The sequence below is a fragment of the Bradyrhizobium sp. MOS003 genome (assembly GCF_003020125.1).
In the GTDB taxonomy this organism is placed as follows: domain Bacteria; phylum Pseudomonadota; class Alphaproteobacteria; order Rhizobiales; family Xanthobacteraceae; genus Bradyrhizobium.
This window is the reverse complement of sequence record NZ_PYFW01000005.1, coordinates 367,557-388,633: the sequence shown is the minus strand read 5'-3', so window position 1 is coordinate 388,633 and position 21,077 is coordinate 367,557. Positions and strand designations below refer to the sequence as shown.

At 64.2% G+C, this 21,077-nt stretch carries 24 protein-coding genes and 1 tRNA gene; 12 read left to right on the top strand and 13 right to left on the bottom strand.

What is annotated here, in order from left to right; translation table 11 throughout:
* Nucleotides 1-38 precede the first annotated feature (38 nt).
* Both ku and C7G42_RS23890 read left to right on the top strand, forming a co-directional pair.
* The gene (gene ku / locus C7G42_RS23895; protein ID WP_106951377.1) at nucleotides 39-989 is read left to right on the top strand and encodes a non-homologous end joining protein Ku; all 951 of its coding nucleotides are present in this window, start codon (nucleotides 39-41) and stop codon (nucleotides 987-989) included.
* Nucleotides 986-1,312, top strand: a complete 327-nt coding sequence (locus C7G42_RS23890; protein ID WP_106951376.1) for a hypothetical protein — start codon at nucleotides 986-988, stop codon at nucleotides 1,310-1,312. The genes ku and C7G42_RS23890 overlap by 4 nt, the downstream gene beginning before the upstream one ends.
* On the opposite strand, the gene C7G42_RS36350 is transcribed toward C7G42_RS23890, so the two are convergent.
* Nucleotides 1,309-1,518 (bottom strand): 2'-5' RNA ligase family protein, encoded by a 210-nt coding sequence (locus C7G42_RS36350; protein WP_502694234.1) that lies wholly within the window; start codon nucleotides 1,516-1,518, stop codon nucleotides 1,309-1,311. The genes C7G42_RS23890 and C7G42_RS36350 overlap by 4 nt on opposite strands.
* Between C7G42_RS36350 and C7G42_RS35915 the strand changes: the two genes are divergently transcribed.
* Complete coding sequence (locus tag C7G42_RS35915) at nucleotides 1,471-1,683, top strand: hypothetical protein (protein ID WP_245427902.1); 213 nt, start codon at nucleotides 1,471-1,473, stop codon at nucleotides 1,681-1,683. The two genes, C7G42_RS36350 and C7G42_RS35915, sit on opposite strands and share 48 nt — an antisense overlap.
* 152 nt (nucleotides 1,684-1,835) lie before the next feature.
* On the opposite strand, the gene C7G42_RS23880 is transcribed toward C7G42_RS35915, so the two are convergent.
* Complete coding sequence (locus tag C7G42_RS23880) at nucleotides 1,836-2,105, bottom strand: hypothetical protein (RefSeq protein WP_106951375.1); 270 nt, start codon at nucleotides 2,103-2,105, stop codon at nucleotides 1,836-1,838.
* A 458-nt stretch (nucleotides 2,106-2,563) separates the two neighbouring features.
* Nucleotides 2,564-2,917 carry a hypothetical protein gene (locus tag C7G42_RS23875; RefSeq protein WP_106951374.1) on the bottom strand — a complete coding sequence of 118 codons (354 nt, stop codon included), beginning with the start codon at nucleotides 2,915-2,917 and terminating at the stop codon, nucleotides 2,564-2,566.
* A gap of 495 nt (nucleotides 2,918-3,412) precedes the next feature.
* Between C7G42_RS23875 and C7G42_RS23870 the strand changes: the two genes are divergently transcribed.
* Nucleotides 3,413-3,598, top strand: coding sequence for a hypothetical protein (locus tag C7G42_RS23870; RefSeq protein ID WP_199581094.1), 186 nt, complete (start codon nucleotides 3,413-3,415; stop codon nucleotides 3,596-3,598).
* Between the two features lie 140 nt (nucleotides 3,599-3,738).
* Here the strand turns inward: C7G42_RS23870 and C7G42_RS23865 are convergent, their stop codons facing one another.
* From C7G42_RS23865 to C7G42_RS23845, 5 genes are all read right to left on the bottom strand, one after another.
* Complete coding sequence (locus C7G42_RS23865) at nucleotides 3,739-5,640, bottom strand: hypothetical protein (protein WP_106951373.1); 1,902 nt, start codon at nucleotides 5,638-5,640, stop codon at nucleotides 3,739-3,741.
* Nucleotides 5,637-6,149, bottom strand: coding sequence for an ABC-three component system middle component 2 (locus C7G42_RS23860; RefSeq protein WP_106951372.1), 513 nt, complete (start codon nucleotides 6,147-6,149; stop codon nucleotides 5,637-5,639). The genes C7G42_RS23865 and C7G42_RS23860 overlap by 4 nt, the downstream gene beginning before the upstream one ends.
* Nucleotides 6,134-7,138, bottom strand: coding sequence for an ABC-three component system protein (locus tag C7G42_RS23855; protein ID WP_106951371.1), 1,005 nt, complete (start codon nucleotides 7,136-7,138; stop codon nucleotides 6,134-6,136). Before C7G42_RS23855 ends, C7G42_RS23860 begins: the two co-directional genes overlap by 16 nt.
* Nucleotides 7,139-7,499: 361 nt before the next feature.
* A tRNA-Ile gene (locus C7G42_RS23850) sits at nucleotides 7,500-7,575 on the bottom strand.
* A gap of 337 nt (nucleotides 7,576-7,912) precedes the next feature.
* Complete coding sequence (locus tag C7G42_RS23845) at nucleotides 7,913-8,887, bottom strand: Bug family tripartite tricarboxylate transporter substrate binding protein (RefSeq protein ID WP_199581093.1); 975 nt, start codon at nucleotides 8,885-8,887, stop codon at nucleotides 7,913-7,915.
* A gap of 107 nt (nucleotides 8,888-8,994) precedes the next feature.
* Between C7G42_RS23845 and C7G42_RS23840 the strand changes: the two genes are divergently transcribed.
* Nucleotides 8,995-9,969 (top strand): TAXI family TRAP transporter solute-binding subunit, encoded by a 975-nt coding sequence (locus C7G42_RS23840; protein ID WP_106951473.1) that lies wholly within the window; start codon nucleotides 8,995-8,997, stop codon nucleotides 9,967-9,969.
* Nucleotides 9,970-10,141: 172 nt separating this feature from the next.
* Here C7G42_RS23840 and C7G42_RS23835 read toward each other — a convergent pair whose 3' ends face one another.
* Together C7G42_RS23835 and C7G42_RS23830 are read right to left on the bottom strand one after the other, a co-directional pair.
* The gene (locus C7G42_RS23835) at nucleotides 10,142-11,356 is read right to left on the bottom strand and encodes an ABC transporter substrate-binding protein (RefSeq protein ID WP_106951369.1); all 1,215 of its coding nucleotides are present in this window, start codon (nucleotides 11,354-11,356) and stop codon (nucleotides 10,142-10,144) included.
* Nucleotides 11,357-11,455: 99 nt separating this feature from the next.
* Complete coding sequence (locus tag C7G42_RS23830; protein WP_106951368.1) at nucleotides 11,456-12,349, bottom strand: substrate-binding domain-containing protein; 894 nt, start codon at nucleotides 12,347-12,349, stop codon at nucleotides 11,456-11,458.
* A 286-nt stretch (nucleotides 12,350-12,635) separates the two neighbouring features.
* Between C7G42_RS23830 and C7G42_RS23820 the strand changes: the two genes are divergently transcribed.
* The 3 genes from C7G42_RS23820 to C7G42_RS23810 are packed head-to-tail and all read left to right on the top strand — an operon-like array spanning nucleotide 12,636 to nucleotide 16,587.
* A complete protein-coding gene (locus C7G42_RS23820) occupies nucleotides 12,636-13,463 on the top strand; it encodes an ABC transporter substrate-binding protein (protein ID WP_106951367.1) in 828 nt (275 codons plus the stop codon).
* A 54-nt stretch (nucleotides 13,464-13,517) separates the two neighbouring features.
* Nucleotides 13,518-14,624, top strand: a complete 1,107-nt coding sequence (locus C7G42_RS23815) for a molybdopterin-binding protein (RefSeq protein ID WP_106951366.1) — start codon at nucleotides 13,518-13,520, stop codon at nucleotides 14,622-14,624.
* Between the two features lie 13 nt (nucleotides 14,625-14,637).
* Complete coding sequence (locus tag C7G42_RS23810) at nucleotides 14,638-16,587, top strand: molybdopterin biosynthesis protein (RefSeq protein WP_106951365.1); 1,950 nt, start codon at nucleotides 14,638-14,640, stop codon at nucleotides 16,585-16,587.
* Between the two features lie 26 nt (nucleotides 16,588-16,613).
* Here C7G42_RS23810 and C7G42_RS23805 read toward each other — a convergent pair whose 3' ends face one another.
* The gene (locus tag C7G42_RS23805) at nucleotides 16,614-16,820 is read right to left on the bottom strand and encodes a hypothetical protein (protein ID WP_106951364.1); all 207 of its coding nucleotides are present in this window, start codon (nucleotides 16,818-16,820) and stop codon (nucleotides 16,614-16,616) included.
* 110 nt (nucleotides 16,821-16,930) lie between these two features.
* On the opposite strand from C7G42_RS23805, the gene C7G42_RS23800 reads away from it, so the two are divergent.
* Nucleotides 16,931-17,230 (top strand): hypothetical protein, encoded by a 300-nt coding sequence (locus C7G42_RS23800; RefSeq protein ID WP_106951472.1) that lies wholly within the window; start codon nucleotides 16,931-16,933, stop codon nucleotides 17,228-17,230.
* A 5-nt stretch (nucleotides 17,231-17,235) separates the two neighbouring features.
* Here the strand turns inward: C7G42_RS23800 and mobA are convergent, their stop codons facing one another.
* Complete coding sequence (mobA, locus tag C7G42_RS23795) at nucleotides 17,236-17,868, bottom strand: molybdenum cofactor guanylyltransferase MobA (protein ID WP_502694233.1); 633 nt, start codon at nucleotides 17,866-17,868, stop codon at nucleotides 17,236-17,238.
* Nucleotides 17,858-18,748, bottom strand: a complete 891-nt coding sequence (gene fdhD / locus C7G42_RS23790) for a formate dehydrogenase accessory sulfurtransferase FdhD (RefSeq protein ID WP_106951362.1) — start codon at nucleotides 18,746-18,748, stop codon at nucleotides 17,858-17,860. Before fdhD ends, mobA begins: the two co-directional genes overlap by 11 nt.
* Nucleotides 18,749-18,961: 213 nt before the next feature.
* Between fdhD and mobB the strand changes: the two genes are divergently transcribed.
* From mobB to C7G42_RS23775, 3 genes are read left to right on the top strand one after another with little or no spacing between them, the layout of a single operon-like run.
* The gene (gene mobB, locus C7G42_RS23785) at nucleotides 18,962-19,489 is read left to right on the top strand and encodes a molybdopterin-guanine dinucleotide biosynthesis protein B (RefSeq protein WP_106951361.1); all 528 of its coding nucleotides are present in this window, start codon (nucleotides 18,962-18,964) and stop codon (nucleotides 19,487-19,489) included.
* A 9-nt stretch (nucleotides 19,490-19,498) separates the two neighbouring features.
* Nucleotides 19,499-20,755, top strand: a complete 1,257-nt coding sequence (locus tag C7G42_RS23780; RefSeq protein WP_106951360.1) for a molybdopterin molybdotransferase MoeA — start codon at nucleotides 19,499-19,501, stop codon at nucleotides 20,753-20,755.
* A gap of 44 nt (nucleotides 20,756-20,799) precedes the next feature.
* Entirely contained in the window at nucleotides 20,800-21,033 is a 234-nt protein-coding gene (locus tag C7G42_RS23775; RefSeq protein ID WP_094973742.1) for a sulfurtransferase TusA family protein, read from the top strand.
* The last annotated feature ends 44 nt before the right edge of the window (nucleotides 21,034-21,077 follow it).

Sequence of the window (21,077 nt, the reverse complement as noted above, 5' to 3'; positions counted from 1 at the left end):
CTTTAATCCGTGCCGCCTCGAACCGGAGTTCTGCGTAAATGGCCCCCCGCGCCAATTGGAAAGGCTTCCTGAGACTGTCCCTCGTCACCTGTCCGGTGGCGCTCTTTCCGGCCACGTCCGAGAGCGAGAAGATCTCGTTCAACCAGCTCAACCGGCAGACCGGGCACCGCATCAAATACGTGAAAGTCGATGCGGACACCGGCGACGAGGTGTCGAACGACGACATCGTCAAGGGCTACGAACTCGAGAAGGGCCAGTACATAGAGGTCTCCAAGGAAGAGCTCGAGGAGATCGCGCTGGAGTCCACGCGCACCATCGAGATCGACGAGTTCGTCGCGAAGTCCGACATCGACCCGCGTTACCTGATCCGCCCCTATTACATTCGCCCTGACGGCAAGGTCGGGCATGACGCCTTCGCGGTGATCCGCGAGACCATCCGCGAGATGGACAAGGTCGCGATCGGGCGCGTGGTGCTGACCAGCCGCGAGCACATCATCGCGCTGGAGCCGATGGACAAGGGCCTGGTCGGCACCCTCTTGCGCTACCCCTACGAGGTGCGCAGCGAGCAGGACTATTTTGACGAGATCCAGGACGTGAAGGTCACCAAGGACATGCTCGATCTCGCCAGGCACATCGTCAACCAGAAGGCCGGGCGCTTCACACCCGAGAAGTTCGAGGACCATTACGAGAGCGCGCTGATCGAGCTGATCAACGAGAAGCGCGCCGGCAAGGTCATCCAGCCGAAGGACCGGCCGAAGGGCGAGAACGTCGTCGACCTCATGGAGGCGCTGCGCCGGAGCGTCGGCAAGGCGGCTGGAAAGGCAGCCGGGAAGGAGGCTGCGCCCGCGAAGGCGGACAAGCCGGCCAGGAAGCCGAAGAAGGCCGCGGCCGGCCAGAAGGAGATGCTGATGCCGATCGCCGGCAAGAAGGCGGCCAAGGAGACGGCCGCCAAGAAGCAGGCCTCAGGGGCGCGGCGCAAATCGGCATGAAACATCCGGTCACGCCGGACGGTCGATACTTCGTCGTCCGCGGACGCCTGTGGCGGATGGCCAATCCGCATTTGGGCGAGCGGGATACGTCGGAGCTGGTCAAGCGCCTGATGGCGGCGCGGCGGGCCGTCCGCGACGCCAAGGCGGCGGCCTATGCCGAGTCCGAAGCGGCGGCCCATCGCGCTGTCGACGACGCGAAGCGCGCCCTCGGCGAGCGCGGCCCGGTCTGGTGGCCGGACGGCGCTCCCGACCTCAACCGGCACATGGCGAAAAACACGCCTTACGCCGAATGGTATGCCGAGGTGCAGCGGCGGAGAGCCTAGCAGTCGAACGGAAGCCTGCGGTCCAGTCTCCACGGACCGTTCAGATACTCCCAGACCAGCAGCCCTCCAACGGCGCCCGCGCGCGGCGCGAACCCGGCGCGAAGCTCGTCGTAAAGACCGCGCGCTGCTGCGGCGGTAACCTTGTTCTGGATGGTGACATGCGGCCGCCAGCCCTGGCTGTCCTGCCGGGACAGTTCGCCGCCCATGGCGATGCACAGCGCAGTCCGCAATCGCTTAAGTTCAGGGCAGGTGATCTCGATGGCGACACCGAAGCCGAGCAGGCGAACGCCGTCGCACAGCACAGGTATTGGCGCATCGGGCAGGCCGAGATCGCCCCCAGCCTGTCGGTTTGCGCCGGCGAGAGGCGATGAAACAGCGTGAGATGCGCCGGCAGCAAGTTGCGCGCCGGCGGGAAATGCACGCGGCGCAGCCCGTCCAGCCAATCGAAGCTGGCAGGGTCCAACTCAGCCGTCAGGATGAACGTCCGATCCATGCGGACAGCGGTATCGCGATCGGTGCCGCGTCAGCAATCTCCGTCCCGGCACTCCGGGCAGGTGTCTCCGACCGAGTCCAGGACGTCGCGCAGTTCCGCGATCGCATCGTCCGGCGAGACGCCGGCCGGCGGCGCCTCGCCGGCGAGTTCAATGGCGTGTGCGAGCGCGTGCGGATCGGCCCGGTCCTTGGCCCAGCCATGCTCCTCGCATTCGTGGATGGCGCCGGCCTCCTGCAGCACGTTGAGCGCCCATCCACGCAGCGTGCGGATCGCCGGCCGTCTGTCCTTCGTCATCAGCATCGAGATCGCTCCTCGCTGGGACGAATCCGCCCCGCCCCTGCTTGTTCCCGGCGCTTAGCACGGGTCAGGGATTCCCAAACGGCAGAGCCGGGCTTGTCCACGTATTCCCTAGGGCTGTGGAGAATGCGCGTGTTGCGGTCGTCTCGAAGGGCGAGGCGTGCACCCAGGCTCGCAAAGCGCGAATGCGAGCGGCCTGCCTGGAGAAGTGAATGGGATGTGATCTCAGCGCCGGCTTGGTCGCGAGTATTCGATGTTTCGGCGCTGGGGCATCGCGGGCACTATCACCGCAGTTCAAGACGGACTTCGTCGGCGAGGTCCGCGAGGCGTCAGGAGCGGAGGGATCATCAACTCCTCATCGCTCGCCCGTGCCTTTGCAGCGCTGGCACTTCACCACCTTTTTCAATCGTCGCCGGCGAGCACCGGGGAAGCCGGGCAATGCCGTGAGCAGAAGCCGGTCGTTACGCCGATAGATCGACGAGACTGCCGGTTTTCTGGCCCTGCTTTTCGAGCTGCTTTTCAATGGCGTCTCTGATCTTCTCCTCGACGGCCTTTCGCTGGTCCGGAGACATTTTGGCGAGGTCGTCCTCGGTGAGGTTCATGCTCTTCAAAATGCCGGCCCGCATACGGTCGAAAGGAGTCATCTTGGCGTACTTCAGGAAGTCCGCCTCGACGCTGCTCGTCTTCGATGCACTGTCCTCGTTCGCTTGCGCGATCCCGCCATCGTTCACCGCCGGCGTCTTCGTGCCGCTGGTGGATGAGGCGGCCTTGGCGGCCTGGTAGCCGAGGATTGATGTTCCGGTCGCGACTTGCATGTTCGGTCCTCAAGACGATCCCCGATAAGCAACGTGCGTGCCAAAGCGTTTTCTATGATTTCACGGTGTTTCCGGTTCGGCTGTCTCACTGGCGTGAAAAAATTACCGATGTCGCCTGGCGATGCAGGCAAAGTTTGCCCGGTAGGTCTCGCTATTCGCGGAGTGGTGTCCGAGGCTTCGAGCCCGTGAACCAGATGCTCTATCATCCATATGCGCGGAGCGGCACGACCGCGCGATACCGGTTGAGCTTGACCCGGTCACGCCCAGGGCACGCCTTGCTCCACATCGATCACGTGGCGGTCCGATCCTACGTTGATCACCACTGTATACGTCTTTTGCGTACCGCCCTGATCGGTGGGCGGCGCGAGGTGCAACTGGCCTCCTTACCATTCGCCGGGCAGGAGCGTGTCCACCTCATCAATTTCGACGAGTTGTTCGGCCCGTGGTGGAAGCGCTCGCCTGCGGAACGCTGGTCATCTCGTGCAACGGGGCTCAATGCGCGAACTGATCGACGACGGCGTGACCGGCTTCCTGGTCGACAGCCTCGACGCCGCGGTCGATGCCATCGCCCGCATCGACCAGATCGACCTCGCAGCCTGCCGCGCCGCGGTGTCTGAGCGTTTCACGGTGGAGTGGATGGCGGATCGGTATTTGGGATTGTATCGGGAGATATTGGGGTGAGGGGCGGGATAGAGGGTACAATCCAGCACTGTCACCGTAGTCCCTATTTGTCACCAAGCCACCCGTGGCAGTCTCTAGTCATTTTTCCGGGAAACGATGTGCTCGATTTCTCGAACAGGAAAAAGTCGATCCAGAGTCAACTATTTGCCTGAGACCAATTGCGTTCGCATGTCAGGTCGCGGGAACAGACCGAAACGCCCATTTGCTGGGTCGCCGGTAAAGGTCTCCACATTCGCCCATTTTTCGATGCCCATTGGCAAGTCGACGTTCTCCACGACGATGATCTGACCAAGTTTCGATACGCTCGAGAGGTGTTCGAAGAAGTGGTCTTTGAGCGATGACTTCTTCAAGGCTTCTTCGTCGTCGGTCAGGGGGCTATTTGTACGCAGCGGATCGCGGTAGGTGAGCAGCGGCGTATCGAGCACCAAGAACCCAGGGTGGGGGAGATTGCGCTCACGGCAATAGATTAGCAGGGCGACCTTGAACGCGGAATGCGTTACCGCACGAACGCCCTTGCCGTTATCTTTCCGCTTCTTGCCATCGATGCGAAGGTCATAGGCGCCCTCATCGAACGAAACGTGGCCGTCACCAGGGAACTTCCAAGCGGTTAACACGCTGCTTACCGTCTGGGCGAAGTCGTGCATCACATTGCCGGGCGCGCCGAGCGTCGGTCTGTCAGCCTTCGATGCGGGCTTGGCCGTGAGCAGCGCTTCCTTGCGATCAAGGAGGTTTTGGCGTTGGAGCAGCAGATCCAGGCCGCGCTTGACACGATCGCGAACCTCTAGCACCTCGTCGAGCCGCCTCTTTCTATCGGAAACATTTGGCGCCATGCGCTGCAAGTCGATTTCCAAGAGCGACAGCTCTTCTTCAAGCTCTTCCAACGACTTCTCGATTAAAGCTCCTTCCTGATCGAGGCTCTGGATGGTCTGCCGCAACTCCGACTGCTGCTTCCGGATTTTCGCAATCTCTATGTTCGCTGCTTTCTGTGCGCGCTTAATATCGGACATGCCATGCGAGTGGCTCTGATCGTCCGGTGAAGCGCCGCACAGTGGGCATGGCTGGTCGCCCGACAATGCGAGGATAAATCCTGCCTCCTCTATCGATTCAAGTCGCTTGATGTCGGACGCATAAACTTCTTCGAGTTGCTCGAAGCGCCCGTAGTTGATCTGGATTTCGTTGCGGCGCTGAGTTACTCGGTAAATGTCGCGCGCTAGGTGGTTTTTGGCCTGCAGTTGCTCACGGATAGATTCCTGTGCGGCCTGTGCCGCACTCTGAGCCTCGGCGTAATATTGCTCCAATCGATCGCTCTGATCCTTTAGGTCGTCAATGTCGGGGTAGTCAGCATCGATCTCGTCGTTGACCGTCTTCAGTAGGTCGTCAATGACCTCAACCTTCGCGGTTCGCGCACTGGTGAACGTCTTCCTGTCGACGACAGTCACAATCGCACTGTCGTCTTGGCCGGTAAGCATGAGCTTAAGGACGCTGTGCTCGGGCGTCGAGCCCGTGAATTGCCCAGATTCAGCAGGCGACGTTTCGCTCTGAATAGAGGCCTCGTCGATGAGGCAATAGCGAACCAAGTCGCGGAAACTCAGCGAGCGCTTGTTTCCGTAAACGTCTTCGGCAATCTCCTTGCCGGACAGGCCCAGTTCGCTGAGTAAGAACTGTGACATGTTATCAGTCTTAGTCGCATTGTGCTTGGCGGACAGCTTTCGCTTGTCCTTCCTCTTTGGATCGGCCTCGATCACGTTTCCCGGAAGAATCTCATAGGCACCGCCCGCCAGAGCCCGCAAAATCGTGGCGTCGTTGGATTTCGGCAGCGAGAGCGCCAGCCAAGACCGATCGTAACCGTCACGCTCGTTTATCTCTGGCAGCGGTCCGGAGCCGCCCAACATAAAATCAAGAGCCTTTACGGTGAAAGACTTGCCGGTGTTCGACGCGCCAAACAGAACGTTCAGTCCGGGCGCAAAGGCGACGCCGGCGTTTGGCTTGCCTTCACCTGTGAAGGTCAGGTTTGAAAGTGTGATGCGCGGTGCCGACGTCATGTTGTACCCGGGTTGCCCGCCTCGCCTTGAAATTCAACAGCCCATCGCCCGATCCGATCCGCGATAAGTCCGGCCAGATCCGAGTCCGACCGTTTCGTCAAGAATGAGGCGAGCCACGCGGCGCGCTCTTTCAGTTCGTTGGAGTATTCGGAACGCAGCGCCTCGACGAAAGCCGATGCATCCTCGCTTGCTCGGTAGGCAATGCCGCGATCACCCACTTCCGCCTCGATCATGTGAAGCCGCCGCATCAACTTAATGCCTTCCTCGACCAGGCGTCGCCGTACTAGTAGTTCGCCCGTCCGCTGCGGGATATCCGGATGCAGGCTCTCTGGCCCGTCGATGTCGGAAGTATGGACAACAAGATGATCGCACCATGTGAGGTGAGCGAGATCGAAGGCGCGCGGATGAACTGCGTCTAAGATGACGACAGCACGCACGCCCGTTTCCAGAGCGCTGTTGAACAGCGGAACCGGCTCGCTCGATTCAGCGATGACTACTTCTTCCGCCATTTCAACTTACCTTCATTGGCAAAATGGTGGCAGATGCCCTGCTTCACCGGGACGCGCGCGTGCTTAGCTAACGCGCCAGACGGCTGAACGTTCGCGGCCTGCTGCATGACGGCGTTTGCGCGCGTCAGTGCATCTGGATGGACCGCGCCGTGAGCCTCGGCGACGCCGTGGAGCATATCATTGCGAAGGAGATCGATTTCCTCGGTCATGGTGTTGTCGCGATAGAAGCGCGTGAATGCGTCCGCATCAAAGAAACGTTCGCGCTGCATCACTAGATGTGGGCCGTGGTCGACGTGCTTCGCGATTGCGGAGTGATCGGGATATAGTTTGCTGTCTCGCTCGCTGTAAGCGTCCAGCAGTTGCTGAACATAAGGCATCTCGCGATCCTCAATCGTGCCGGGGACGACGCCTTTCGGCGCAGGGTCCGGGCTCTCTGCGAATTTCTTGGCCATGAGGATCTTGCCCGCCGCATCGGCGAGCATCACATCGACCGAGATCACCGATACGTTCGAGAAATCCCAAGCCTCGATGAATTTCTTCAACTCGGTGGTCAGGGCGATGGTCTTTTTTTTCGTGATGGTCTTAGCGCAATAATCGTCCCAATTGTCGATGAGGGCCTTCTTCAATTCGCTCGGCTTCGAAATATAAGTGCGAAGCGTCCGGACGACGCCCTTGGGCGCGACAAAATAAAACTTCGCCGGCGCGGTGAATTCGCCTTCGTGTGCGAAGTACAGAATTTTGCCGATTTCACCAAGCCCGACATTGAGCGGGACGGCCTTGCCGTATTGCTTACACTGATAGTTGTGCCAATCGCCCTCGTGCCGTTGCTTCGACAGATAGCCGACGACGTCGCGGCCCATATCGCCCGCGCCAGAAAACCGCTCGACCTCGAAATAGCCCTTCTTCAGCGACGCCCATTCACGCGCGAACTTTTCCAGCTCATCGGCTGGAAGCGCGACGATGTAGCGCTCGGGATGCAGGAGGGGCATGAGGGACAGGGCTGATGGGGAAAGTACCCTCGATTATTGGCACGCATCGCGGCACCTTGCCAAGGTCTCTCACGTCGGTCGGCGCAGCAATCCTGGTTCGCGAAGCTGGTTGCGGTTTTCGCTGCGTCGCGCTTCGGTGCGGTCTTATCGCTGCGATGCAATAGTATGCGCTCATCGGAAATTCCGAGCTTGACCTTGAACGTCTTCAGTTACGGCGACGGGACACTTGATTGACTATAGAGGCCCGTTCGGCCGCTTCCGCGCTGGTTGACATGGTGCTGGATATTGGTGTGGCTCGCTTGACCCGAGCCCGCCTTCGCCCTTCGGACTCCGCGCCACGCGTAGCCTGCAGGGCGAAGCGTGGTGGGCCCGGCAGGACTCGAACCTGCAACCAGACCGTTATGAGCGGCCGGCTCTAACCATTGAGCTACAGGCCCCGCCGCGAGCGGCTCGCGGGAACGCGCGGCCGGCAACGGTGCGCGGTTCGTTTACAGGGATGGGGGCGGGGGTGCAATGCTGGCCCGGGCGGGCGGGAACGCCGGCGCGGCATCGCAGGTCGGTTTCGGATAACCGAATTTTGCGATGATGCCTGCATACCCCTGTTTTGCCCGACGGTGCAAATCGTCCCTGCAGCGGGCTGTTTTTCGCTACCGATAACCCATTGAACTTGTGGGTTCTTTCTACTGTGCATGGGGTTGTTTTGCGACTTTTGGGGTGCGGAGGGGGACCAACCGGCCCCCTCCGATGCCGTAACCGCCTTGGGGCCGAGCCGCGCTAATCCACCGAGACCCCGGCGAACTCCACCACCTTGCGCCACTTCTCGGTCTCATCAGTGACCAGCTTGCCGAACTCGGCTGGTGTCATCGGCTTGGGGATGCCGCCGACTTCGGTGAGGCGCGCGACCACCTTCGGGTCCTTCAGCACGTCGCCGACGGCCTTGTTGAGGGTCTCGATCACCTCGCTTGGGGTGCCCTTCGGCGCGGAGATGCCGTAGAAGCCGACCGATTCGAAGCCCGGCACGGTCTCGGCGATCGCGGGCACGTCAGGCACGCTCGGCCAGCGCTGCGGCGAGGTCACGCCCAGCGCGCGGACATTGCCGCCCTTGGCCTGCTCCAGCGCGGAAGGCAGATTGTCGAAGATCAGCTGCACCTTGTTGGAGATGATGTCGGGGAAGGCGATCGCCGATCCGCGATAGGGCACGTGGATCATGTCGCACTTGGTCATCGCCTTGAACAGCTCGGCCGACATGTGCACCGAGGTGCCGTTGCCGGAGGAGGCATAGGAGATCTTGCCGGGGTTGGCCTTGCAGTAGTCGATGAACTCCTGGACCGACTTCGCCGGGAACGCGTTGGAGACGACCAGCATGTTGGTGAGTTGCATGATGCTCGCCACCGGCACGGTGTCGCGGATGAAGTCGAACGGCAGCTTCTTGTAGAGCGAGGTCGAGATCGCGTTGTTCGGCGCGACGAACAGCAGCGTGTAGCCGTCGGGCGGCGCATTGATCGCGGCCGCGGCGGCGATGTTCCCGCCGGATCCGGCCTTGTTCTCGACGATGAATTGCTGGCCGAGCTTGTCCGACAGCGCCTGCGCCAGGATGCGCGCCACGATGTCGACGGGGCCGCCGGCGGCAAAGCCGATGAACCAGTGCACGGGGCGTTCGGGATAGGCGGCGGAGGCGGGAGCCGCGGCGCTGAAAAGACCTGAGAGAACCGCGAGCCCGAAAACACCCCGACGCAAAATTCGCAACATGACGCCTCCCATTGTTCTATTGTCGTTGAGGGGCATGCTTTCACAAAATCGGGCCGCTGCCTACTTCGCCGCAAGTCGGTGTTGACGCAGGCCCGCCGGGAATGACCATGAGATTCGCGACCATCCTTCTCGCAGCAGTGCTGCTCGCCAGCCCCGCTGCCGCTCAAACCGGAGGCACCGCCATTTCGACGACGACGATCAGCCATACAATCAGTCTTGGCACTGCCACGCCCGGCGGCGGCTTCCCGCTCTACGGCAACGCCTTTGCGGAGGTGATGAACGCGGCCGATCCGCAGATCGCCATCGCGCCGCGCAACACCAAGGGCAGCAACGAGAACATTCCGCTGCTGGAGAAGGGCGAGCTCGATCTCGCGCTGGTCGCGGGCGAGCCGGCCTATGAGGCTTTTGCCGGCATCGGACGTGCGCCGGTCCGTTTGAAGATACTGACGGCGATCTATTCCAACCCCGGCATGTTCGTGGTGCGCGCGGACAGTCCCTACCGGACGATCCGCGATCTCGTGGGACAGCCCGTCGCGTTCGGCGCCAAAGGCTCGGGCCTGCCGATCCTGGCGCGCTACGTGCTGGACGGGCTCGGCCTCAAGCAGGACGAAGACTTCAAGGCGATCTATCTCGACCGCGCCGGCGACGGCCCCGCGATGGTCGAGGACGGCCGCGTCGCCGCGCTCTGGGGCGCCGGCATCGGCTGGCCCGGCTTTGCAACGGTCGCATCGAGCGCGTCAGGCGCGCGCTTCATTGCCCCCAGCGTCGACGAGATGACGCGCATCCGCGCCAAGCATGCGTTCCTCAAGCCGCTGCTGGTGCCCGCGGGCAGCTACCCGAAGCAGGACGCGCCGATCGCCTCGCTGGGCTCGTGGAGCTTCGTGCTCACGCGCGAGGATCTGCCCGACGATGTCGCATATCGCCTGGCGAAGACGCTGCACGGTGTCGAGGCGGTTTTCTGCAAGAAGCTCGCCCAGGCCTGCGAGACCACGGCCTCCAACACGGTCGCGGCGGCGCCGAGGCCGGATCTGATCCATCCGGGCGTCATGAAATATTTTCGCGAGATCGGCGTGGTGAAGTAGGGCGCGCTTTCTTCCTTCTCCCCTTGTGGGAGAAGGTGGCGCGAAGCGCCGGATGAGGGGTTGGCTCCATTTGCACAGCGCGAGGAGAGAACCCCTCACCCGTCCCGCCGCTGTGCGGCGAGCCACCCTCTCCCGCAAGGGGAGAGGGTGCACCGTCAGCGCGGCTACAATCTCACTTCTTCACCATCGCACACGCCGGGTCCGGCGGCCCGAACGCCTTGTCGCCGGAGATGGTCGTGAGGATCTTGTAATAGTCCCACGGATATTTGCTCTCCTCCGGCGTCTTCACCTGCACCAGCCAGAGGTCGTGCACCATCAGATTGTCCTCGCGAAGCTTGCCGTTGCGGGCGAAGAAATCCTCGATCGGCTTCTCCCGCATCTTGGCGGCGACCTTGAGCGGATCGTCGGTGCCGGCCTCCTTGATGGCGTTGAGATAGTGCATGACGCTCGAATAGACGCCGGCCTGCCACATCGACGGCATCTTGTTCAGCTTGGCGAAATAGCGCTTCGACCATGCGCGGGTCTTGTCGTCCATGTCCCAGTAGAACGAGGTGGTCAGCAAGAGGCCTTGCGCGGCCTGCAGGCCGAGGCCGTGGATGTCGGTGATCAGCGCCAGCAGCGCCGCCATCTGCTGGCCGCCCTTGAACACGCCGAATTCCGAGCCGGTCTTGATCTCGTTCATGTTGTTGGGCGGACCTGCCGCAATGCCGATGATCTTGGCCTTGGAGGCCTGCGCCTGCAGCACGAAGGAGGAGAGATCCGGCGTTGCCAGCGGCGGCTTCACCGAGCCCAGCACCTTGCCGCCATTGGCGGTGATGACGGTCGAGGCGTCGCGCTCCAGCGAATGGCCGAAGGCGTAGTCGTCGGTGATGAAGAACCAGCTGTCGCCGCCGCGCTTGACCACGGCATCCGCAGTACCGACCGCGAGCGCGCGGGTGTCGAACACCCACTGCATGGCGTAGGGCGAGCAGAACTTGCCGTGGAAGTCGGCGGTGCCGGTGGAGTGGGTGATGAACAGCCGCTTCTTCTCGTTGGCGATGTTCTGCACCGCGAGCCCGACCGCCGAGACCGGCACGTCGACGATCAGATCGACCTGCTCCACGTCGTACCAGCGCCGCGCGAGCGAGGCGCCGATGTCGGCCTTGAGCTGGTGGTCGCCGACCACGATGCTGATCGGCTTGCCGAGCACGGTGCCGCCGAAATCGTCGATCGCCATCTGCGCGGCCGTCACCGAGCCTTGGCCGGTCGGCGCGGAGGCCGGGCCGTTCATGTCGGTGAGCACGCCGATCTTGACGACGTCGTCGGACAGCTGCGCCGACGCCACGCCGGATAGCAGCGCCGCCGTCAAGGCGGCTGCGACCGGCAGTCCAAATCTGATTGGATTCACGCTTGTCCTCCCCTGATCCGGCACGTTGGCCGTTGTTGCTCCGGGTGTGCCCCGGCTGAATTGGTTTCTTTTGCAACTATTTGGGGGCGGGCGTCAATGTCAGGCTGCGAAGCGGATCTGTCCTGCGGGGGAGGGATCGTAGCCGGTCAGCTCCTCGGCGCGCTGGCGCAGCCGCCGTTCGTTGAGGAATCCGATCAGGGCCCGCATGGCCGGGCGGAAATAGCTGCGCTGCCGCATCGCGAGGTCGAAATTCTCCCAGACCAGCGGCACGAAATCGAGGCCGGCCGAACGCGCGGCGGCGCGCGTGGCGATGCCGCAATCGGCCTGGCCGGCGCGGACCAGTTCCGCGAGATCCGGTCCGGTCAGGGCCGGCGTCTCGACCCGGCGCAAATCCCGCGTCGTGGCGCCGGCGCGCTTCAGGAGCAGGTCGAGCAGCATCTGCGCGCCCGTGCCCTGCTGCCGCATCGCCATCCGGGCGCCGAGCGCGAGCACGTCGGTCAGGCCATGCAGATGCCTGGGATTGCCTTGCGGCAGCACGAGACCCTGCTCGCGGCGCACGAATGCGACCAGCACCGCATCATGCAAATCCGGAGCGGCGCGCAGCGCTTCGACACTGGCATCCCCGGTGAGATCGTCGGAAGCATCCAGGCCGTGGAAGTGAATTGCTGCTGCCATCACCTCGTTGCGCTGCAAGCGCTCGAGCCCGCGCACGCTGCCCTCGCTCATCGATCCCAGGCCCGAGCCGGATTCGCGCAAGGCCCAATCCAGCAGTTCGTCCTGGCTGCCGCCCACGACCGGCGGCGGCTCCGCGATCAGCATGCCGGCCGGACGCGCGAGGCCCGAGAGGACCCAGAGGTCGAGTTCGTGGCGCGGGAAGAGCCACTTCCCGGTCACCTTGGTGCAGGGGATCGCGCCGGTGGTGACGAGTTCGTAGAGCTTGCGTTCGCCGAGCCGAAGATAGTCGGCGGCTTCGCTGGTCGTCAGGAATTCCATCCTGCATTCCTATGCAAATTCTTGCTTCTTTTTGACGTTCGACGCAGTCGGAATTCTGCATTTCAATTCCCGTCCGCGGGACCATGCCTGATCATCTCGCTGCTTTGCAACACATCCCGGCGCGCGATCTCGGCTTTGGTGAACGATCTTGAATCGCTTGCGCGGTGCGCAGGATGCCTCGCGACGTTGCCGCTATTTCCCGGGTGATGTGCGCAAAAAGCAGGCGCGTCACGAGTGCGGCGCAATCGGCCGTCATCATGATCGGGTCATAGATAGGAACCTGACCATGGGCCGCTTGTTCGTCGTCTACGCGCTCCTCTGCGGCTTCGCCGGCAGCGTCGCGGCCTCGTCCGCGGAGGACCGCAGCATCGTCCTCGCCACGACCACCGCGACACAGGAGTCCGGCCTGCTCGACTATCTGCTGCCGATCTTCCGTGACAAGACCGGCATCGAGGTGACCGTGATCGCGCGGCGCGCCGATGCGGTGCTCGACGGGCCGCGACGGGGCGAGGCCGACGTCGTGCTGATGCATGCGCGGCCCCAGGAGGAGAAATTCGTCGCCGACGGGTTTGGCGTGAAGCGTTTTGACGTCATGTACAACGACTACGTGCTGATCGGGCCGAAGAGCGATCCCGCCGGCGTCAAGGGCAAGGACATCGCGACGGCGCTGAAGGCGATCGAGGCCAAGGGCGCCCCGTTCGTGACGCGCGGCGATCGCTCGGGGACTCACGCCGCGGAGCTGGCGCTCTGGATCGTCGCCGGCATCGACATCGCGGCCGCCAAGGGCGCCTGGTACCGCGAGGTGGGGCAGGGCATGGCCTCGGCGCTCGACGCCGCGCGCGCCGCGAATGGGTATGTGCTGTCGGATCGCGGCAGCTGGATCGCCTTCAAGGATCGCGGCGATCTCGACATCGTCGTCGAAGGTGACCGGCGGCTGCTCAATCAGTACGGCGCGATGCTGGTGAACCCCGAGAAGTTTCCGGATGTGAAGAAGGATCTCGCGCAGACCTTCATCGACTGGCTGACCTCGCCGGAGGGGCAGACGGTGATTGCAGGCTACAAGGTCGACGGGCAGCAGCTGTTCTTCCCCAATGCGGACAGGTCGGGCGGTTGAGGCCCACATCGCCGGCGGTTGCCAAACCGGGCGATGCATGGTCCACCATGGCGCATGACCCAGCGCCTTCCGCCATCGCTGACATCGCTCGACACCGCGCTCGCCGCGCTGCTGAGCGGGCTCGAGCCGCTTGCGCCGGTACAGTTGCCGCTGACGGAAACAGCCGGCTGCATCGCAGCCGGAAATTCGCTGCTGGCGGCCTATCCGCCGCACGACATTGCCGCCGCGGATGGCTGGGCGCTGTGCGCCAACGATCTCGTCGGCGCATCCTCCTATTCGCCGCTGCCGTTGACACAAGCGCCCCCGTGGGTCGAGGCCGGCGACGCGATGCCCGACGGCTGTGATTGTGTGCTCGATGCCGACGCGGTCGATGCATCCGGTCCGCTCGTGCAGGTGCTGGCGGAGGCCGTGCCGGGGCATGGCGTCAGGCGTGCCGGCAGCGACATCGCGGAGCGCATGCCGGCCGGCGTCGAGGGCCATCCGGTCGGCGCAGCCGATCTGCTGCTCGCGCGCGTGGCCGGTCTGGACCGGCTCGGCGTGCGCCGGCCCCGGCTGCGCATCGTCAACGTGCCCGGTGCAACGGCGACGATGCTCATGATCGCCGGGATCGCGCGCGCTGCGGGACTGGATGTGCAGACGTCCGAGGCTGCGTCGCGTGATGCGGCGTCGATTGCCGCTGCGCTCGAAATGTCCGCTTGCGATCTGATCCTGACGGTCGGGGGCAGCGGCGTTGGCCGCACCGATGCGGCCGTCACGGCGCTGGCCCAGCGCGGTGATGTGATCGCCCACGGCGTTGCGCTTCAGCCCGGGCGGACTGCCGCAGTCGCGAAGCTCGGAAAGGTTCCCGTCGTGGCCTTGCCGGGCTCGCCGGATCATGCGCTGGCAGCGTGGCTCGCGCTCGTGCTTCCGCTGATCGACAGACTATCGGCGCGCCGGCCGCGCTGGCAGGTGAGCCTGCCGCTTGCGCAAAAAATCGCCTCCAGTGTCGGCATCGCCGAGATCGCTTTGCTGGCGAGGGAACAAATTGGGTGGATGCCGCTCGCCGTTGGTGAATGGCCGCTCCAGTCCCTTGCCGGTGCGGATGCATGGCTGCTCATTCCCGCCAGCGACGAGGGATTTGCGGCGGGGGAGCCGGTCGATGCCTATCTCATGCGAGAATGATAAGGGTTTTGGCATGTCGATGAACCCGCAGTCGCAAATCCGCAGCGCGCTCGAACAAGAGCAGTTCCTCAAGATCCTCTCGCGCGAGGAGGCCCTGGCGCGCTTCGAGGCCGCGTTGTTCCCGCGCGCCGTTACGAGCGAGAAGCGCAAGCTCGCCGATGCGCTCGGCGTGGCGCTCGCCGAAGACATCACCGCGCCGATCGACGTTCCCCCGTTCGATCGCTCCAATGTCGACGGTTTTGCCGTGCGCTCGGCCGACCTTGCTGCGGCAGGCGAAGGCGCCCCTCGGCGCCTCACGCTGAACGGCGAGAGCATTCACTGCGGTATTGCGCCGAGGATGCAAGTGGCCGCCGGAACCGCAACGCCGATCGCCACCGGGGGTCCCTTGCCGCGCGGGGCCGACGCGGTCGTCATGGTCGAGCACACCCAGCCCGCGGAATCCGATGCGATCGACGTTCGTCGTGCCGTCTCGCCGGGGCAATTCGTGTCCTACGCCGGATCCGACATTGCGCGCGGCGAGGCGCTGCTGCGCGCCGGCACGATCATCGGCTCGCGCGAGATCGGCATGCTGGCCGCGTGCGGCATTGCCGAGGTGAAGGTCGCGCGCAAGCCGCGGGTGGCCGTGATCTCCACCGGCGATGAACTGGTTCAGCCCGGCGAGGCTCTTCCGCCCGCCGCGATCTACGACACCAACGGCGCGATCGTCACGGCTGCGATCGACGAGAACGGGGGCGAGGCAGTCTTCCTGGGCGCCATTCCAGACGATGAGGCGAAACTCGAATCCGCGATGCGCAGCGCGCTTGCCGGCGCCGACATGCTCGTGCTGTCCGGCGGTACCTCAAAAGGCGCCGGCGATCTGTCCCATCGCATCATCGGCCGGCTCGGCCGGCCCGGGATCGTCGCCCATGGCATCGCGCTCAAGCCCGGCAAGCCGCTGTGCCTTGCGGTGTGCGACGGCAAGCCGGTGGTGATCCTGCCGGGCTTTCCGACCTCGGCGATGTTCACCTTCCACGACATGATCGTGCCGGTACTGCGCAAGCTGGCCGGCTTGCCGCCGCGCTCCGATGCCAAGGTGAGCGCAACCGTGCCGGTGCGCATTGCCTCCGAACTCGGCCGCACCGAATTCGTCATGGTTTCGCTGGTCGAGGGCCGTGACGGTCTGATCGCCTATCCCTCCGGCAAGGGGTCTGGTGCGATCACGTCCTTCGCGCAGGCCGACGGCTTTTTGCGGATCGATGCGCTCGCCGACCAGATGCCGGCCGGGACCGAAGCCGAGGTGACGCTGTTCACGCCGCATGTACGCGTGCCCGATCTCGTCATCGTCGGCAGTCACTGCACTGGCCTCGATCTCGTCACTGCACAGCTCGCGCATGCGGGCTTTAACGTGCGTTCGATCTCGGTTGGCAGCCTCGGCGGGCTCGCGGCCGCCAAGCGCGGCGAATGCGATCTCGCGCCGATCCATCTGTTCGACGACAAAAGCGAAACCTACAATTCGCCCTATCTCGTCAAAGGGCTCGAGCTCGTGCCCGGCTGGCGGCGGATGCAGGGCATCGTCTTCCGCAAGGGCGACAGGCGCTTCGAGGGCCTTGATGCGAAACAGGCCGTCGCAGCGGCGCTCGCTGATCCCGCCTGCATCATGGTCAACCGCAACCAGGGCGCCGGCACGCGTATCCTGATCGACCGTCTGCTCGGCGGTGCACGCCCGGAAGGCTATTGGAACCAGCCGCGCTCGCACAACGCGGTCGCTGCCGCCGTTGCACAGCACCGCGCCGACTGGGGCATGACCATTGCGCCCGTCGCCCATGCAGCCGGTCTCGATTTCATTCCGTTCGCGGAAGAGCATTACGACTTCGCGCTGGTGACGGAGCGCAAGCAGCGCCCGGCCGCGCAGGCGTTTCTCGATGCATTGAGCTCGGACGACGTGCGTGCGGCATTGGAACGGGCGGGATTTCGGCCGGCCTAAACGAACTTGTCCTGAAAGGCTTGCCGCTACGACGTTCTGACCACCATGGCAGCCTCGCGCGCGCGTTCCTCGACCTCCGCGAGCGCACGCTGCGCGCCAGGGGGTAGAGGCGTCGGGTCTGGCGGGACCTCGAAGATGTCAGGCTTGCTCCGCTTGGTGCTGTCGATCGTTTCCGACAGATCGACGGCGAAATCGACGATGGTGAAGATGGCATTCAGGAAATCGTCGGTCATGGCTCACCCGGGCAACGTCAGAATATTGGTCGCTGCCGGCCTTGGTCCGGTTCGAACGGCGCCATGAACTCGGATGGCTGCAGCCGCGACCAAGAAACATGATCCAAGCCATGGCCACGCCAGCTGTCTTCAATTTCCGCAAGGCTGCGACCCTCGTCGCCGCCGCCGGAACGCTGTTCTGGCTCTATACCTTTTATTTCATCGCCCACGTGCCGCAGGGCGACGGTACCGGCTTTCAATGGCTCGCGGTCTTCCCGCTCGGAATGATCTTTGCGTTTTTCTTCCTGCCGGCCTGGCTGCTGATCGCGCTCAATCGGTTGCCGCGCGTGACCACGGCAATCGGCCTCTGCGGGCTGGTCGCCTTTGCGGTGGTCTGGGCGCAACTTCTCAACGAATTTCCCAAATCATAAGGCGGTTAGGCCGCGTCATCCAGCGCCGCCAGCCGCTCAGCTTCGGCGATGTCCTCGACCGTGTTGGCGTTGAAGAACGGATCGAGCGGCTCGACCGGCCAATTCACCGTCGCGAGCGGATAGCGCGCGGTCCAGCGGTCGATCTTGCGAAGATCCTCGACGACCAGCGCATGCCTGAGTTCGTCGCGCAAGGCGACTTGCCACAGGCCGATCACGGGATGCGACTGTCCGTCTGATGCGGCGACCGCGAGCCGTGCGTTCTCGCGTTCGCGGGCCTCATGCAGGCGCGCGACGAGGTCGCGCGGAAGGAACGGGCAGTCGCCTGCGGCGCTGAGCACCCATTCGACGCCCGGCCGATTTGCTGCGGTCCAGTCGAGCGCGGCGAGAATGCCGGCGAGTGGACCGGGAAAGCCGGGCACGTCGTCGGCGACAACCTGCAGGCCGAAGGATGCGAAACGCGCGGGATCGCCGTTCGCATTGAGGATCAGCCCGCTGCATTGCGGTGACAGGCGCGCGATCACGCGCTCCAGGATGGTACGGCCGCCGATGGTGCGCATCGGCTTGTCGCCGCCGCCCATGCGCCGCGCGAGACCGCCGGCGAGCAGCACGCCTTGCGTTGGCAGAATGTCAGTCGTCACCAGCTTCACCCTTGCGCTTGTGCTTCGCCGACTCTTCCTCGACGTAGGCGAGATCCTGGTCGTAGACGATGCGCTCCTCGCCCGCGAGCGCGATGAAGCGCTTGCCGCGGGTGCGTCCGACCAGCGTCAGCCCGACCTGTCTTGCGAGATCGACGCCCCAGGCGGTGAAGCCGGAGCGCGACACCAAAATCGGAATTCCCATCCGGACCGTCTTGATCACCATCTCCGAGGTGAGGCGCCCGGTGGTGTAGAGGATCTTGTCCGAGGCATCGACGCCGTGGCGGTACATCCAGCCGGCGATCTTGTCGACGGCGTTGTGGCGGCCGACGTCCTCGGTGTAGCAGACCGGCGTGCCTTCCTTGCACAGCACGCAGCCGTGGATCGCGCCGGCCTCGAGATAGAGCGAGGGCATGGTGTTGATGGTCTGCGTCATCTGGTACAGCCAGGATGTGCGCAGCTCCGCCTTCGGCAGCGCGACGCTCTCGACGGCCTCCAGCAGGTCCCCGAAGGCAGTGCCCTGCGCGCAGCCGGAGGTCTGCGTGCGCTTCTTCAGCTTGGCTTCGAAATTGGTGTGATGTGTGGTGCGTACCACGACCACCTGGAGGTCGTCGTCGTATTCGACCTCGGTGACAGCGTCGTTATATTTCAGCATGTTCTGGTTCAGCAGATAGCCGAGCGCCAGATATTCGGGGTAGTCGCCGATCGTCATCATCGTGACGATCTCCTGGGAGTTCAGATAGAGCGTCAGCGGCCGCTCCATCGGCACCTTGATCTCGATCTTGGCGCCGGTCTGGTCGGTGCCGGTCACGCACTGGGTCAGGCGCGGGTCGTCCGGATTGGGGAGGATCAGGGGCACGGGGGTTTTGTCGATCTTCATCATGGCCGCGAGGTTAGCATGACATTCGGGTCAAGCCGATATAAGCATGGCGGAGAACAGGTAAATGCCGCCGTTCGTCATTGTGAGCGTAGCGAAGCAATCCAGACTACTTCCGCGGTGACAGTCTGGATTGCTTCGTCGCTACGCTCCTCGCAATGACGGGGAGGGAGCGGTGGTTCCACCGCAAACCAAGCGTCTTGCTGAGACGGAGCTGGAATGAAAGTCATCGGCCTTGCAGGCTGGAGCGGTGCGGGCAAGACCACGCTGTTGACGCGGCTGATCCCGCACTTCAAAGCGCAGGGCCTGCGCGTCTCGGTCATCAAGCATGCGCATCACCAGTTCGACGTCGACGTGCCCGGCAAGGATTCCTGGCGCCATCGCGAGGCCGGCGCGGCCGAAGTGCTGGTGGCGTCGTCAAACCGCTGGGCCCTGATGCACGAATTGCGCGGGGCGGCGGAGCCGCGGCTGCCGGAACTTCTGGGCAAGCTGTCCGCGGTCGATCTCGTCGTGGTCGAGGGTTTCAAGCGCGAGCCGCATCGCAAGATCGAGGTGCATCGCGCGGCGAACGGCAAGCCGCTGCTGTTTCCCGACGATCCCGGGATTGCCGGGATCGCGACCGACACCGCCATTGACACTGGGCTGCCGACTGTCCATCTCGACGATATCGCGGCGGCCGCGGCGCTGCTGCTGCGCGCGGCGATGCCGGTCGAGGAAGCGGTCGCGAAGAGCGCCGCGATGCGCTGACGAGGCACCATGGCGCAACTCTCGGACGATTGCTTTGCCTTCGGCGGCCCGATGATGTCGGTCGACGAGGCCGTTGGGCTGATCGCGACGCGCGTCAATGCGATCGCCGATATCGAGACCGTGGCGCTGGTCGAGGCAGACGGGCGGGTGCTGGCGCGCGATGTCGCAGCGCCGCTGCCGCTGCCGCCCTTCACCAACTCGGCCGTCGACGGTTACGCCGTGCGCAACGCCGACATTCCGCAAGCTGCCGAGCGGGCGTTCGCGCTCGATGGCCGCATCCAGGCCGGCGGCCTTGCACAGGCGCCGATCAGGCCCGGCCACACTGCGCGCATCTTCACGGGCGCGCCGATGCCGCCGGATGCCGAGACCGTCTTCATGCAGGAGGACGTTCGTATCGACGATTCCGGGAAGATCGTGCTGCCGTCGGGGCTGAAGCCCGGTGCCAATGTCCGCCCTGCAGGCGAGGACATCCCGGAGGGGCACATCGCGTTGCGCGCCGGGCAGCGGCTGCGGCCGCAGCACGTCGCGCTTGCCGCCGCGTTCGGTCTTGTCGGTCTCGACGTCGTCAGGCGCGTTCGCGTTGCGGTGTTCTCGACCGGCAACGAACTGGCCTCGCCCGGCGAGCCGCGCGCGGCCTCGCAACTGTTCGATTCCAACCGCTTCATGCTGATGGCGATGCTGCGCCGGCTCGGCTGCGAGGTCAGCGATCTCGGCATCCTGCGCGACGAGCGCATTTCGCTCGCGAATGGCTTGAAGCAGGTTGCCGGCTCTCATGATTTGATCCTCACGACCGGCGGCGTCTCGACCGGCGAGGAGGACCACGTCAAGGCGGCGGTCGAGAGCATCGGTTCGCTGGTGCTGTGGCGGATGGCAATCAAGCCCGGTCGGCCCGTGGCGATGGGGATCATCGACGGCACGCCGCTGATCGGATTGCCGGGCAATCCCGTCGCGAGCTTCGTCACCTTCGTCCATGTGGTGCGGCCGACGGTGCTGGCGCTGGCGGGGGCGCTGCCCGAGCCGCTGTTGCCGATCCCGGTGCGCGCTGCGTTTTCCTACAAGAAGAAGAGCGGCCGCCGCGAATATGTGCGCGTCTCCCTGCGGCGCGCGCAGGACGGCCGGCTCGAGGCCGTCAAGTTTCCGCGCGAGGGGGCGGGGCTTCTGTCCTCTCTGGTCGAGACCGACGGCCTCGTCGAACTCGGCGAGAGCATCACGCAGGTCGGGCCGGGGCAGGACGTCGGCTTTTTGTCCTACGCCGATCTGCTGTAGAGACTTGCGTTGACCCCACCGCCTCGTCCCGCCATGTTGCGTCCATGACCAGAACGACGCTCGATCTCACCGGACTGAAATGCCCGCTGCCCGCCCTGAAGACGCGCAAGGCGCTGAAGCCGTTGCAGCCGGGCGACCAGCTCGAGGTCCATTGCACCGATCCCTTGTCGGTGATTGACATTCCGAACCTTATCCGCGAGACCGGCGACAAGGTCGAGATCACCGAGCGCAACGAGGCGCGCATCGTGTTCCTGGTCGAAAAGAGCGACGCCTCGTAGAAAGGCGAATGTTCACGGCGACGACATTTGACTATGTTTCGCCT